General features: G+C 63.9%; 13 protein-coding genes and 2 tRNA genes. 6 read left to right on the top strand and 9 right to left on the bottom strand.

Going from position 1 to position 12,594, the window contains the following annotated elements:
- Positions 1–49: 49 nt before the first annotated feature.
- Positions 50–140, bottom strand: a tRNA-Ser gene (locus tag ASD73_RS00405).
- A 74-nt stretch (positions 141–214) separates the two neighbouring features.
- On the opposite strand from ASD73_RS00405, the gene ASD73_RS00400 reads away from it, so the two are divergent.
- A complete protein-coding gene (locus tag ASD73_RS00400; protein WP_056370112.1) occupies positions 215–1,156 on the top strand; it encodes a peptidylprolyl isomerase in 942 nt (313 codons plus the stop codon).
- Between the two features lie 4 nt (positions 1,157–1,160).
- Positions 1,161–1,475 carry a DUF1905 domain-containing protein gene (locus ASD73_RS00395; protein WP_056370114.1) on the top strand — a complete coding sequence of 105 codons (315 nt, stop codon included), beginning with the start codon at positions 1,161–1,163 and terminating at the stop codon, positions 1,473–1,475.
- Here the strand turns inward: ASD73_RS00395 and ASD73_RS23385 are convergent.
- Positions 1,465–1,593: a hypothetical protein gene (locus ASD73_RS23385; RefSeq protein WP_268800170.1), complete on the bottom strand. Its 129-nt coding sequence runs from the start codon at positions 1,591–1,593 to the stop codon at positions 1,465–1,467. The two genes, ASD73_RS00395 and ASD73_RS23385, sit on opposite strands and share 11 nt — an antisense overlap.
- A 118-nt stretch (positions 1,594–1,711) precedes the next feature.
- Between ASD73_RS23385 and ASD73_RS00390 the strand changes: the two genes are divergently transcribed.
- Positions 1,712–1,786: transfer RNA gene (locus ASD73_RS00390), tRNA-Thr, on the top strand.
- A gap of 64 nt (positions 1,787–1,850) precedes the next feature.
- On the opposite strand, the gene ASD73_RS00385 is transcribed toward ASD73_RS00390, so the two are convergent.
- Positions 1,851–2,729 (bottom strand): LysR substrate-binding domain-containing protein, encoded by an 879-nt coding sequence (locus tag ASD73_RS00385; protein ID WP_056370115.1) that lies wholly within the window; start codon positions 2,727–2,729, stop codon positions 1,851–1,853.
- A 151-nt stretch (positions 2,730–2,880) separates the two neighbouring features.
- Between ASD73_RS00385 and ASD73_RS00380 the strand changes: the two genes are divergently transcribed.
- A complete protein-coding gene (locus ASD73_RS00380; protein WP_056370117.1) occupies positions 2,881–5,202 on the top strand; it encodes a CDC48 family AAA ATPase in 2,322 nt (773 codons plus the stop codon).
- Here ASD73_RS00380 and ASD73_RS00375 read toward each other — a convergent pair.
- Positions 5,199–6,515 (bottom strand): MFS transporter, encoded by a 1,317-nt coding sequence (locus ASD73_RS00375; RefSeq protein WP_056370119.1) that lies wholly within the window; start codon positions 6,513–6,515, stop codon positions 5,199–5,201. The two genes, ASD73_RS00380 and ASD73_RS00375, sit on opposite strands and share 4 nt — an antisense overlap.
- Positions 6,516–6,661: 146 nt before the next feature.
- On the opposite strand from ASD73_RS00375, the gene ASD73_RS00370 reads away from it, so the two are divergent.
- Complete coding sequence (locus ASD73_RS00370; RefSeq protein WP_156377228.1) at positions 6,662–7,300, top strand: class I SAM-dependent methyltransferase; 639 nt, start codon at positions 6,662–6,664, stop codon at positions 7,298–7,300.
- On the opposite strand, the gene ASD73_RS00365 is transcribed toward ASD73_RS00370, so the two are convergent.
- Positions 7,297–8,487 (bottom strand): phospholipase D-like domain-containing protein, encoded by a 1,191-nt coding sequence (locus ASD73_RS00365; protein WP_056370121.1) that lies wholly within the window; start codon positions 8,485–8,487, stop codon positions 7,297–7,299. The two genes, ASD73_RS00370 and ASD73_RS00365, sit on opposite strands and share 4 nt — an antisense overlap.
- A gap of 139 nt (positions 8,488–8,626) precedes the next feature.
- Between ASD73_RS00365 and rpoZ the strand changes: the two genes are divergently transcribed.
- Complete coding sequence (gene rpoZ / locus ASD73_RS00360; protein WP_037515032.1) at positions 8,627–8,971, top strand: DNA-directed RNA polymerase subunit omega; 345 nt, start codon at positions 8,627–8,629, stop codon at positions 8,969–8,971.
- 55 nt (positions 8,972–9,026) lie between these two features.
- Here rpoZ and ASD73_RS00355 read toward each other — a convergent pair whose 3' ends face one another.
- The 4 genes from ASD73_RS00355 to ftsH all read right to left on the bottom strand — a co-directional run bounded on the left by ASD73_RS00355 (position 9,027) and on the right by ftsH (position 12,556).
- Entirely contained in the window at positions 9,027–9,632 is a 606-nt protein-coding gene (locus ASD73_RS00355; RefSeq protein WP_056370123.1) for a DUF3800 domain-containing protein, read from the bottom strand.
- Between the two features lie 8 nt (positions 9,633–9,640).
- Positions 9,641–10,126 (bottom strand): hypothetical protein, encoded by a 486-nt coding sequence (locus ASD73_RS00350; protein ID WP_056370124.1) that lies wholly within the window; start codon positions 10,124–10,126, stop codon positions 9,641–9,643.
- A gap of 37 nt (positions 10,127–10,163) precedes the next feature.
- The gene (locus ASD73_RS00345) at positions 10,164–10,550 is read right to left on the bottom strand and encodes a hypothetical protein (RefSeq protein WP_235534035.1); all 387 of its coding nucleotides are present in this window, start codon (positions 10,548–10,550) and stop codon (positions 10,164–10,166) included.
- A gap of 62 nt (positions 10,551–10,612) precedes the next feature.
- Positions 10,613–12,556 (bottom strand): ATP-dependent zinc metalloprotease FtsH, encoded by a 1,944-nt coding sequence (gene ftsH / locus ASD73_RS00340; RefSeq protein ID WP_056370127.1) that lies wholly within the window; start codon positions 12,554–12,556, stop codon positions 10,613–10,615.
- Positions 12,557–12,594: the final 38 nt, after the last annotated feature.

Here is a 12,594-nt window from a genome sequence, read left to right as displayed (position 1 = left end):
CGGATGCCCCATCGAGGATCGAGCCGATTTGACCGGAATTCTGTTCCGGTGGCGGAGCGGGAGGGATTCGAACCCTCGATACGCTTTTGACGTATACTCACTTTCCAGGCGAGCGCCTTCGACCACTCGGCCACCGCTCCGCATGCTCTGGAACGGGCGCCCTAATCGCTTGGCAGGGCTTTCGCAAGCCGATTGGGCATGGCAGACATTGGGTATGAAACATCTGCTCCTGTCGGCCGTCGCGGCTGCGTCGCTCATCCTTCCCGCACATGGCGCGGAGCCCGCACCGATCCCATCGCCGGGGGAGATGGCCGCTGCGGCGGCGGCGAGCGACTGGATCGCCATTGCGCCGTCGGACCTGCTGGTGATGGACCTCGCGCCTGACGCCAAAGGCAAAACGCGCCGCGTCGTCATCCAGCTGATGCCCGCGCCGTTCAGTCAGGGGTGGATCGGCAATATCCGCAAGCTCGCCGCCGCACACTGGTGGGACGGAACGAGCGTCAACCGCGTGCAGGACAATTATGTCGCGCAATGGGGCGACGCGACCGAGAAGAAGGCATTGCCGGCAGGGTTGGCGGCGATGACGGAGAGTGAATATGTCGTCAGTCGCGCGGGTGCCGGGGGATGGCACGCCGCGAGAGCGATGCATAATTCCGCGCCGATCATTCCAGACCCCTATGCGTCCACCCAGGCGCTTTGGGGCTGGCCTGTCGGCCATGGCAAGGACGGCGAATTATGGCCCGTCCACTGCTATGGCGCCGTCGGAGTCGGCCGCAATATGTCTCCTGACACGGGGTCGGGGGCCGAACTTTATACCGTCATCGGCCATGCCCCGCGTCATCTCGACCGCAATATAGCGGTCGTGGGCCGCGTGATCAGCGGGATCGAGCATCTATCGAGCCTGCCGCGCGGGACGGGCGCACTCGGCTTTTATGAGGATGCGGCCGAACGCGTCGCGATCGCCTCGATTCGCGTTGCGACCGAACTGCCTGCGGCAGACCAGCCGCGCTTTGAGTATCTGTCGACCGAAAGTGACAGCTTTGCGCGCTACGCCGATGCGCGGCAGAACCGGCGCGATCCCTTTTTCATCACGCCGGCGGGCGGGGCCGACATCTGCAACATTCCGGTGCCCATGCGTCCGGTTCCGGTGAAATAGGCCATTGGAGGATTTCACGGTCACGACGCCGCTTTGGCGTTGGCAATCGGCGACCGCGCCCGCCGCTTGGTTCTTCGTTACCATCGCCGGTGACGCCGCCGATGATATTCGCATGGCGGCGATGACCGGCCAGTGGCTCGACGGGCGAAAGGGATTCGGATCCGCGCGTGTCGAGGCGAGTATCGGCGGCACGCGGTGGAATACGTCGGTCTTCCCGCACAAGGAAAGTGGCGGCTGGTTGCTGCCGGTCAAGGCGATGGTGCGAAAGACCGAGGGGATCGCCGAGGGCGACGACGTGACGGTGACCGTCAGTCTTTAGGCGGCGTTTCGGCCTTATTATCCCGTGCCTGTGTCTTGCGCTTGCGCAGATTGGCGCGCAGCGCTTCGGCGAGGCGACGCTCGCGTTCGATGTCGGCGGGAGAGGGGGTTTTGCTCACGCGAAGGGTCATGCCCACGAAATCGCCCTATCGTCAAGCCTCGCACCTTGACAGGTGCAGGGCGCCCCGCCATAGGCCGCGCCTGCCCGGCGAACATCCGTTTGCGGGCGTTTCGGTTGCTGCTGTAGCTCAGTGGTAGAGCGCGTCATTGGTAATGACGAGGTCGACAGTTCAATCCTGTCCAGCAGCACCATTTTTCCTCTATTTGGATATCATCCAGATGGTTCTGGCCAAGCGCCACGCCGGCAACCCCGAACTCATATCTTCGCAGCAAGCAGCCAGTCGTGAAATAGTTTGACCGCCGGCTGCCGCAGGGCACGGGGACGGCAGACGAACCAATAGCTGTACGGGCTGTCGACATCGAAATCGAACAGGCGGACGAGGCGCGGGTCGTGCGCATCGTCGAAATGATGGCCGTGCATGAAAGCGACACCGATGCTCTGCGCCGCGGCTTCGAGCATCAGCGGCCCCGAATCGAAATAGTCGATTCCCGCGGGCTCGAGATAAGGCATGCCGATCGCCTTCTTCCACTCGGTGAAGGTCTCCGGCATCTCGCGGTGGAGCAGGACGGTCATCCGTTGCATCTGTTCGGGCACAGTGATCGCGCGATCGCCGTCGCTCAGTGTCCGCGAGGCAATCGGGAACACCTTGTCCTGGTCGAGCCGCGCGGCATAGAGCGCGGGATCGATCGAGCGCGCGAGGGCGATCGCGGCATCAATGCCGTCCCCCAGCCGGGCTTCCGCATGCGACATGGTGTCGATATCGATATGCAGTTCGGGGTGCTTGCGCCGAAGCTCGGGAAGCCGAGGGAACAGGCGCTGCTGCGCGAAGAGCGGCAAGACGTTGAGGTGCAGCCGCAAAGAGGCGTCGGGGCTGCCGACCTGTTCGATCACACCGCGCAATTCGTCGAGAATCGGCGACAATTGTTCGTGCAGCGCCCGGCCGGCTTCGGTCAAGCTGAGCCCATGGTGGTGGCGGTTGAACAGCGGCCGGCCGACGGTGTGTTCTAATGTCTGGATGCGGCGCGAAAGCGCGGGCATCGACAGGCCGAGTTCGATTGCGGCCGCTTTGACCGTGCCGTGACGGGCGACCTCGAGAAAGGCTTCCATGCTGCTGATGGGGGGAAGACGTGGCATCGGTTGCCGATGATGACATGACCTCGCCGGACTTGCCAGAATTTTGTGCAGTGCGTCATAAAAGGACGGAGCCTCGGTACGGGTGAGGGGTCGTAAATCAGGAACGACCATCCTATCTTCGGCATTCTGACTATTTTGCGGGAGACACGCTTTGGCCGACGCAGCGGTAAAAGAAAAACTGGTGAAACTGCAGGTGGCGAATTCGCGTGCCGAAGAGAGCGGTGGGGGCATCGCCCGAATTCCACGCTCGGCGATGGCCGAACTTGGCGTGACCGAAGGCGATATCGTCCAGATCAGCGGCAAGCGGCAAACCGCTTCACGCGTCGTGTTGCCCTATGCCGAAGATGAAGGGCTGGAAGTCATCCGTCTCGACGGCCTGCAACGCGCCAATGCGGGTGCTGGCGCCGGCGATATGGTGGAACTGAGCCGTGTGGAAACGCGTCCAGCGACGCGCGTTGTGTTCGCGCCGGCGCAGGAAAATCTGCGCCTTCAGGGGTCGGCCAATGCATTGAAGCGCAGCTTCTTTGGCCGCCCGGTGGTCGCAGGCGACACGGTCGCGACCGCAGGACAGCAGCGACTGCCCTCCGGTGACATGCCGCCGCAGCTTCGCCAGATGCTCAACGCGCCGGCCTACGCGCTCGCCGAAGTGCGCCTGCTCGTCGTATCCGCAACGCCTAAGGGCGTCGTCTTCATTGACGAGAATACTGAAATCGAGCTGCTCCCCGAATATCAGGAGCCGCAGGACGCGCGCCGCACCGACGTCACCTACGATGACCTCGGCGGTCTTGGGGATACGATCGACCAGCTGCGGGAGATGGTCGAACTGCCGCTGCGCTATCCCGAACTGTTCCAGCGCCTCGGTGTCGATCCGCCGCGCGGCGTGTTGCTGCACGGCCCGCCGGGAACGGGCAAAACGCGGCTTGCGCGTGCGGTGGCCAATGAAAGCGATGCGCAATTCTTCCTGATCAACGGCCCTGAAATCATGGGCAGCGCCTATGGCGAGTCCGAAAAGCGCCTGCGGGATGTCTTTGAGGCTGCGGCAAAGGCCGCGCCCTCGATCCTGTTCATCGACGAAATCGATTCGATCGCGCCCAAGCGCGGACAGGTACAGGGCGAGGCTGAGAAGCGCCTCGTTGCTCAGCTCTTGACTCTGATGGACGGGCTCGAGCCGCGGACGAACCTTGTCGTCATTGCCGCGACCAATCGCCCAGATGCGATCGACGAAGCGTTGCGTCGTCCCGGTCGCTTCGACCGTGAAATCGTGATTGGTGTTCCGGACGAGAACGGGCGGCGCGAAATCCTGGGCATCCACACCCGCGGCATGCCGTTGGCGGAAGATGTCGATCTCGCCGAACTCGCGCGGACGACCTTCGGGTTCGTCGGCGCCGACATGGCGGCGCTGACCCGCGAAGCCGCGATTGAGGCGGTGCGGCGAATCATGCCGAAGCTCGATCTTGCCGAAGGCACGATTCCGGCCGAGGTTCTCGAAGAGCTTCGCGTCACGCGCGAGGATTTCAATAATGCGCTGAAACGCGTGCAGCCGTCGGCGATGCGTGAAGTGATGGTGCAGGCGCCGAAAACCCGATGGAGCGACATCGGCGGGCTCGACGCCGCGCGCGACAAGCTGATCGAAGGAATCGAACTGCCGCTGAAGAACCCCGCGGCGTTCCGCCGGCTTGGCATTCGTCCGGCGAAAGGCTTCCTGCTCTATGGGCCCCCCGGAACCGGCAAGACCCTGTTGGCGAAGGCGGCGGCGCGCGAGTCCGACGCCAACTTCATCTCGATCAAGTCGTCGGATTTGCTCTCGAAATGGTATGGTGAGAGCGAGCAGCAGATCGCGCGCCTGTTCGCCCGCGCGCGCGCGGTTGCACCGACCATCATCTTCATCGACGAGCTCGACAGCCTGGTGCCCGCGCGCGGCAGCGGGGCGTCGGGCGAACCGCAGGTGACCGAGCGTGTCGTCAACACGATCCTCGCCGAAATGGACGGGATCGAGGAGATGCAGTCGGTGGTCGTCATCGGCGCCACCAACCGTCCGAATCTGATCGACCCGGCGTTGCTCCGTCCGGGGCGGCTTGATGAACTGATTTACGTCGCGGTGCCCGACAAGGAAGGGCGTCGGCGTATCCTCGAAATCCAGACGAGCAAGATGCCGCTCGCGAAGGATGTCGACCTCGCGGTGCTAGCCGAAAAGTCTGATCGCTTCACCGGTGCTGACCTCGAAGATCTGACGCGGCGCGCGGGGCTTGCCGCGCTCAAGCGCTCACTCGACAGCGAAACGGTCACGATGGAGGATTTCGAATCGGCCCTGAAGGACACCCGCGCCTCGGTGACCGAGGCGATGGAAAAGGACTATGAAAAGATCCAGGGCGAGATCAAGCAGGCCGCGATGAGCGTCGATCCGATCGGCTTCTTCGCGCCCGGCATGCTCAAGCCCGTTCGCGAGCGTAAGCACGACGATACGGCCGACTAAAGCTGTTGTTCCTTGGGCTGGTTCGGTTTCAGCGCCGTCCAGCCCCACAGGACCAGCCAGCCGCAAAAGCCCGCCATCAGGCCGTACGCGACCATCGGGTGCCAATTATAGAGCAGCACACCGACCGCGGGCGACACGATATAGGCAGATCCGTTGATCGACGCGGTCATCCCCGCGACGCTGCCTTGGTCGCGGCGCGGCACCGATAGCGATGCGCCCGCAGTGAAACCCGGACGGAACAATCCGAAGCCGAGCGAGGCGAGCGCGAAGCCGATAATGATGCCGTGGAAGTCATAAGATAGGCCGGTCATCACCGTCCCCAGGCCGCCAAGGCTGGCGCCGCAGAGTACGGCAGTGCGCGGCGACATTTTGAGTAATGGGATCAGACCCCATTGCGAGAGCAGTGTCGCGAACGCGCCTGCCATCAACACGATTCCCGTCATCGCGGCGCCCTCATCGGGACGCAGGCGCAGGTGCAGGCGGTCGAGGATCAGGAAGCCGATCACCCCGAGCACCATCGCCTGCGCCTGCCCGCCGAACAGCCCGGCGAGCAGCCATGGACGGACGCGGGTGTCGGTCCAGCGAAGGGTAGGGGTGTCGGCGGTCTGATCGAGGACCTGGTCCTCGGCTTCTTCGGCGGCGGTCTGCGGTGAGCCACCCGTGGTGGGATAGGAAACGATCGCGCCGCGCGCGGCATAGCGGGGCATGTCGTCGGGCAGGCGCCAGCGCAGCATGATGAGCACACCGAGGCCGATCAGCGCAAAGACAAGCAATGGGCCGGCGAGGCCAACGATCGGCAGGATGAAGAAGGGCGCGATCGCCGGGCCGATGACGGTGCCGAGCCCGAAGGAGGAGGAGACGAGCGAGAGCGCCTGCGTCCGTTGCTCCGGATCGGTGCGCGCGGCGACGTAGGCCTGCACCGCGGGGGGCGACGCCGAGCCGAAGCCGCCGTAAAGGCTGCGAAACACAGCGAAGACGATAAAAGTGACGCCCGCGGCGAGATAGCCCTGAAGTCCGGCCCAGAGGGTCAACCCGCACAAGGCCATCGATGACAGGAAGCCGATGACGCCGAGCGCCATCAATGCCTTGCGACCGCGCTTGTCCGACTGGCGCGCCCAATGCGGCGCGGTGAGCACCCAGAGCAATGCCGACCAGCTGAACGCCAGGCTGACCCAGACGTCGGGGATGCGCAATTTGGCGCCGATTGCGGGCAGGATCGATTGCATCGCGGTGTTGCCCGCGGCGGCGACCAGCATCACCGCGAAGAGCACCGCCATACGGTCGGAGGGGATGGAATGCGATGTCGTCGCCATGTTCGCCCCTCCTTGCCCGTGGTCGGTAACGCCGCCTCTCCCTACACGCGAGGGCTCCGCTGTCCAGAGTCAAGACAGACTCTTTCCTTGCGCCCCGGCGCCGATTTTGCCACGCCCTTGGCAACCGCAACAACGCGAAAGCCATCATGACCAATCCGCGGGCGCAGGCCCAAGAAAAGAAAGCTCCGCTAGGCCGTCGGCTGCGCGAGGGCCTCAAGCGCTTTTTCGGGCCGTGGGGCATGTTCGTCCGCGGCTTCATCAAGCATCCGGTGATGGTTGGATCGATCGTGCCGTCGTCGCGGACGCTGATCCGCCACATGTTGAAGCCCGTCGACTGGAAGAACACGAAGCTGTTCGTCGAATATGGCCCCGGCGTCGGCACCTTCTGCCGCCCGGTGCTCGAACGCATGTCGGGCGATGCGACGCTGATTGCGATCGACACAAACGAGGATTTCATCGACTATCTGCGCAAGGACATCCGCGACAGTCGCTTCATCGCGGTCCATGGATCGGCAGCCGACGTCGAGGAAATCGTGCGCGCGCACGGTTTCGAACAGGCCGACTATGTGCTTTCGGGCTTGCCGTTCTCGACGCTCCCCGCCGGCGTCGGCCCGGCGATCGCCGCCGCGACGCACCGCGTGCTTCGCCCCGGCGGCGCCTTCCTCGTCTATCAGTTCCGTGCCCGCGCGCGCGATTTCCTCGCCGTGCATTTCAATCGCATCGACAATGCGTTCGAATGGGTCAACGTCCCGCCCTGCTTCCTATTCTGGGGCTGGAAGGACTAAACCTCGGGATCGGGATCGCCGAGCCCGAAGTTCAATTTCCGCGACACCGTATAATCGACGATGCCGACGATGAACCAGGCGAGCGTCCAGCGGATGCGCGTCAGCCAGCTGGCGCGCGCCTTGTGCGAATTCGGTGTGATCACTTCACTGTCAGGCCGCAGCCTTGCGAGAAAGTTGCGCATCTTTTCGGCAAAGCCCGCGTCGGCGATCCGCACCATAACCTCGACGTTCACGAACAGGCTGCGGACGTCGAAATTGGCCGACCCGATATAGACGACATCGTCGATAACAATCAGCTTCATATGCAATTTGCACGGCCGATATTCCCAGACATCGGCGGTCTTGCGCAGCAGATAACCATAGAGCAGCCGCGATGCGCCGATCGTCGCCGGATTGTCCGACTTGCCCGCCATCACGAACCGCGCCCGCCCGCGCTGCGCGACGCGTCCGAGGCGGCGGAGCATTCCCTGGCCCGGGGAAAAATAGGCCATCGCCATGTCGAGTTGCCGTGCGTCTTCCAGGTCGGCGCGCACCGCGCGCGCCCATGGCGACAGCCGCTGGGTCGGGCCTCCGACGAGCCATGATACCGCGCCGCCATCAACCGGCCATTCGCGGATCATCCGTCGCAATATCAAGAGCTTGCCGTCATCGTTGACGGTGTATTCGTGGATCTCGGCGAACCATCGCGCCGCGTGCGCGACGGTCCGTCCCTTGATGATCATTCCGATGTCGAACCAGCAGTCGCTGCGCGGCGGGCTCAGATAATCGTTGGCGATGTTGAAGCCGCCGGTCACCGCGATATATTCGTCGATCAGGATCAGTTTCTGGTGATTGCGGATCAAATAGGTCGAGCGCCAGCGGCGCGAGAAGAAGGTAACACTGCCGCCGGCATCGCGAAGCGGTGCGAACAGGCCGTCGGGGGTGTCCCCCGACCCGAAGCTGTCGATGACCGCGCGCACGCGAACGCCGCGTTTGGCGGCGACCAGCAAGGCGTCGACGATGCGCACGCCCGCGGCGTCGCCCTCGAAAATATACATGATGATGTCGATGCTGTGCGCTGCGCCGTTGATCAGGTCGAGCAGCCGGGTCAGCCGTTCGCCGCCGTCGAAGATCAGCTCGAGCCGGTGACCGGCCACGTCCGCCGTCAGTCTTTCGGACAAGTCGACGGGTGCGCAGGCTTCGGTCATCAACCGCTCATAGGCCGGTGTCTGTAAAGCCTGCAAGGGCAGCGCTTTGATTGACATCGGGCAGCGGTGCTGCTAGCGCGCAGCGCTTGCCGCCACGCCCCTCCAAAGGGCTGGCCTCTCCTATACCTAAGGAAACAATATGGCCCGCGTTACCGTCGAGGATTGCGTCGACAAAGTTCCCAACCGTTTCGACCTGGTCCTGCTCTCCGCGCATCGCGCGCGCGAGATTTCGGGTGGTTCGGAGCTGACCGTCGACCGCGACCGTGACAAGAACCCGGTTGTCGCGCTGCGCGAGATCGCCGAACAGACCGTGCGTCCGAAGGACCTTAAGGAAACGCTGGTCGGTTCGATGCAGAAGGTCGTCGTTGACGATGACGATACGCCCGATGAAATCAGCTCGATCAGCCGCTCGGCCGAAGCGCTTCGCCTGACCGCCGCTGCGCCGCCGCGCAGCCCCGCGGGTGGTGGCAGCGACTTCGAATAAGCGCTGTATAATCCGATCACCAAGGGGGCCGCAGGAAACTGCGGCCCTTTTTGTGTCAGTCGACCTCGGTCAACTCGGCAATGCGGATGGCCTTTGACGCCAGCATGGGTTCGATGATCCGCTGGATGCGATGCGCGCGAGGTGAACCGACCGTGATATTGAACAGGCTGTTCGCGATCACGTCGGCGATCTGGACCCCGTCGCTGCGCTTGCTGTCGGCCAGCGACGCACGGCCCCATTGGCCGAGTCCCGCCTGTATCTCTTCGCGTACATGCGAAAGGATCTTCGGATCATAGCGTCCGTCGTCGATCACGACGTCGGTACAGACCCCGCCGGTTTCGGACAGCCAGTGGCCGACCGCACTGTTGAGCAAAGCGCCATAGAGCGCGAGGTCGCTGGGCAGGGTGCCGCCGGGATTCTGCGCGAGCTTGTCGCGTTCGGCGACGGCCACCCAAGCGCGGCCGCCGGCGCGATCGAAGAGTTCGAGCAGATAGGCGCGCTCGACGATGCTGATCCGGCTGCCCTTTAGTTCGCCGCGCAGCCCAGTCACGCTGCGAAAGCGCGCGTGGATGTCGGCCGCGGACTTGGGTGTCAGCATCACGGCGGAGAAGGTCATCGCCCCGGTGTTGAGACCGCCCGATTCATCGCAATAAATGGTCATTTAGCGGGTCACCGAACCCGGCCGAAAAAGGCGACCGAACGGCTTTGCCCCGGGGCGATCGCGTCGGGCCACAGCCAGCGGACATGCGTCACATCGGCGGCCGTCGCTGGGCGGAGCGCTGCACCATCGACGGGCACCGTCGGCGCCGCGAGGGGGCCGAACGTCTTGCCACCGTCGGTCGAAACGCCGAAGCCCGCCGTATCGGCCGTGTCGTCGAACGTCAGGCCGTCGAGGATCGGATTGACCAGATTAAGCCCTGCCGCCGGGGCGGCGCCGTTGTTTGCGAAGGTGTGCGCGACGCGGACGCGGTCACCAGGAACGACCACATCGGGCGCAACATAGGCCTTTTTCGGCGGTTCGCCATCCGAAGACGGGGTCGATTTTTCGAGTTCGATCTTGCTGATCAGCGACCCGGTTCCCTGCGCCGCTGCGGGCTGGGCTCCCACTGCGAGAAGGGCCACCAAGGTCAGGGCATTCCGCGCTTTGCCGATCATCGCCGTCTCCTTTGGTCCTGGTCGCACCTTTGACGCATCAAGCGGGGCAGGGATAGCGTTTCTTCATCAGCGCATCGAATGCCGAATAGACGCTGACCGACTTGCGTGCCGAGACGGGATAGCTGCGGAGGTGGGACAGCCATTGATCGGGGGTCAGGCTCCCCGATTCAGGGGGGCAGCTCGTCGTCTTGCGACCGGCGCGGCGCTCGGCATCGATCCGTGCCTTATAGCGCTTGCCTGCGGCGACGACTTCGCCCTTGAGTTGGTTTCCTTGCGGGGTCGCGAGCGCCAGCGGGCCGAGGCGTTCCAGCGACGTTGCGCGCGCGAGGAACGCCGCGACGCTCATATCGCCAGGTGCCATCGCGCACAGGAAGGGCGCGGCGAGCAGGGCGGGCAAGAGGCGTGCATATGTCCGTTTGGTCATATATCGCAACTTGCCCTCAGCCAATGAATAGTCCCTGAATCGAAGGGGCTAGGCGGAAAAGCCTAGGCGCCCTGGGGATTGGCGTCGCCGAACGGGCGCGGCTTGCGCTTGATCTGCGGGATGCCGCCGGCATGGCCCGACACCGGGGTGCCGCGCTTGCCGGCATCGTCTTCGCGGCCGATGTCTTCGCCCTTGATCGCGCGCTTCGATTCCTCGCCCGACAGCGTCTCATATTCGAGGAGGGCACCGGCGAGCAGGTGAAGCTCGTCGATATTGTCCGTCAGCACCTTGCGCGCGACCTTTTCGCCTTCCTCGACGAGGCGCCGGACTTCGGCATCGATCAGCTTGGCGGTCTCTTCAGACATATTCTGCGCGCGCGACACGCTATGGCCGAGGAACACCTCGTCCTGATTGTCACGATAGCGCAGCCAGCCGAGCTTTTCAGACATGCCATATTCCATGACCATCGAACGCGCCATGTCGGTCGCCTGCTGGATGTCGTTCGACGCGCCGGTGTTGAGCTCGTCCTTGCCGTAGATCAGCTGTTCGGCGATGCGGCCGCCGAAGCAGAGCGCAAGGCGCGCCTTCATCTGCTTCATATTGGTCGAATAGCGGTCGCGCTCGGGGAGGTTCCACGTTACGCCCAGTGCGCGGCCGCGCGGGATGATCGTCACCTTATGGAGCGGATCGCAGCCATCGACGTGCAGCGAGACGAGCGCGTGACCGGCCTCGTGGTACGCGGTCGACTTCTTCTCGTCCTCGGTCATGACCATCGAACGGCGCTCGGCGCCCATCATGACTTTGTCCTTCGCCTCTTCGAATTCGTCGTTGGCGATCAGGCGCTTGCCCTTGCGCGCGGCGAGCAGCGCGGCTTCGTTGCAAAGGTTGGCGAGGTCGGCGCCCGAGAAGCCCGGCGTCCCGCGCGCGACGCGGCGGAGATCGACGTCGGGTGCGAGCGGCTTTTTGCGCGTGTGGACCTCGAGGATCTTCTGGCGGCCCTCGATGTCGGGACGCGGCACGACGACCTGGCGGTCGAAGCGGCCCGGACGCAGCAGCGCGGGATCGAGCACGTCGGGGCGGTTGGTCGCAGCGACGATGATGATGCCTTCGTTGGCTTCGAAACCGTCCATTTCGACGAGCAGCTGGTTCAGCGTCTGTTCGCGCTCGTCGTTCCCGTTGCCGAGGCCCGCGCCGCGATGGCGGCCGACCGCATCGATTTCGTCGATGAACACGATGCAGGGCGCGTTGCGCTTCGCCTGTTCGAACATGTCGCGGACGCGCGATGCGCCAACACCGACGAACATTTCGACGAAGTCCGAACCCGAAATGGTGAAGAACGGAACGCCCGCTTCTCCCGCGATCGCGCGGGCGAGCAACGTCTTGCCCGTGCCGGGTGAACCGACAAGCAGTGCGCCCTTCGGAATCTGGCCGCCGAGCTTGGAAAATTTGGTCGGATCGCGCAGAAACTCGACGATTTCCTCGAGCTCTTCGCGCGCTTCGTCGATACCGGCGACATCGTCAAAGGTCACGCGGCCCTGCTTTTCGGTCAGCATCTTGGCGCGCGACTTGCCGAATCCCATCGCGCCCGAGCCATTGTTCTTCTGGACCTGGCGGAAGACGAAGAAAGCGATGCCGAGGATCAGCAGGAAGGGCAGCGACTGGACGAGCATATACATCCAGAAATTCGGCGCGTCGGTCGCTTTTCCGTCATATTTTACGCCATTGTCGTTGAGCATCTTGAGCAGTTCGGGGTCGCGCACGACGTTGGCGCTGAAACGGTCGCCGTTCGACAGCGTGCCCGTCACCTTGTCTTCGGACAGCACGACATCCTTGACGGCGCCTTCCTCGACCTTTTGCCGGAACTCGGAATAGGCAAGCGGATTGCCGACAGGCTGCGAAGCGCCGCCGAACATCGAGGCGACGAGGAGCATCGCAAGCAGAATGCCGCTCCAGATCATCACACTCTTCATCCAGGGATTGCCCTGCGGTTCCTTGTCGTCCTGCATTCGGATTCGTCCTCAACGGCGCGGTACTGCGCTCCTAT

This window comes from Sphingopyxis sp. Root154 (genome assembly GCF_001427105.1).
Taxonomy (GTDB): Bacteria; Pseudomonadota; Alphaproteobacteria; order Sphingomonadales; family Sphingomonadaceae; genus Sphingopyxis.
The sequence above is the reverse complement of the archived record's forward strand: the minus strand, read 5'-3'. Positions and strand labels throughout refer to the sequence as shown.

What these genes read in the sequence shown, in the direction of transcription:
- ASD73_RS00400 (WP_056370112.1), top strand. Translation starts at nt 215, where the DNA reads ATGAAACATCTGCTCCTGTCGGCCGTCGCGGCTGCGTCGCTCATCCTT.
- ASD73_RS00385 (WP_056370115.1), bottom strand. Translation starts at nt 2,729, where the DNA reads ATGCCACGTCTTCCCCCCATCAGCAGCATGGAAGCCTTTCTCGAGGTC.
- ASD73_RS00375 (WP_056370119.1), bottom strand. Translation starts at nt 6,515, where the DNA reads ATGGCGACGACATCGCATTCCATCCCCTCCGACCGTATGGCGGTGCTC.
- ASD73_RS00370 (WP_156377228.1), top strand. Translation starts at nt 6,662, where the DNA reads ATGACCAATCCGCGGGCGCAGGCCCAAGAAAAGAAAGCTCCGCTAGGC.
- ASD73_RS00365 (WP_056370121.1), bottom strand. Translation starts at nt 8,487, where the DNA reads ATGACCGAAGCCTGCGCACCCGTCGACTTGTCCGAAAGACTGACGGCG.
- rpoZ (WP_037515032.1), top strand. Translation starts at nt 8,627, where the DNA reads ATGGCCCGCGTTACCGTCGAGGATTGCGTCGACAAAGTTCCCAACCGT.
- ASD73_RS00355 (WP_056370123.1), bottom strand. Translation starts at nt 9,632, where the DNA reads ATGACCATTTATTGCGATGAATCGGGCGGTCTCAACACCGGGGCGATG.
- ASD73_RS00350 (WP_056370124.1), bottom strand. Translation starts at nt 10,126, where the DNA reads ATGATCGGCAAAGCGCGGAATGCCCTGACCTTGGTGGCCCTTCTCGCA.
- ASD73_RS00345 (WP_235534035.1), bottom strand. Translation starts at nt 10,550, where the DNA reads ATGACCAAACGGACATATGCACGCCTCTTGCCCGCCCTGCTCGCCGCG.
- ftsH (WP_056370127.1), bottom strand. Translation starts at nt 12,556, where the DNA reads ATGCAGGACGACAAGGAACCGCAGGGCAATCCCTGGATGAAGAGTGTG.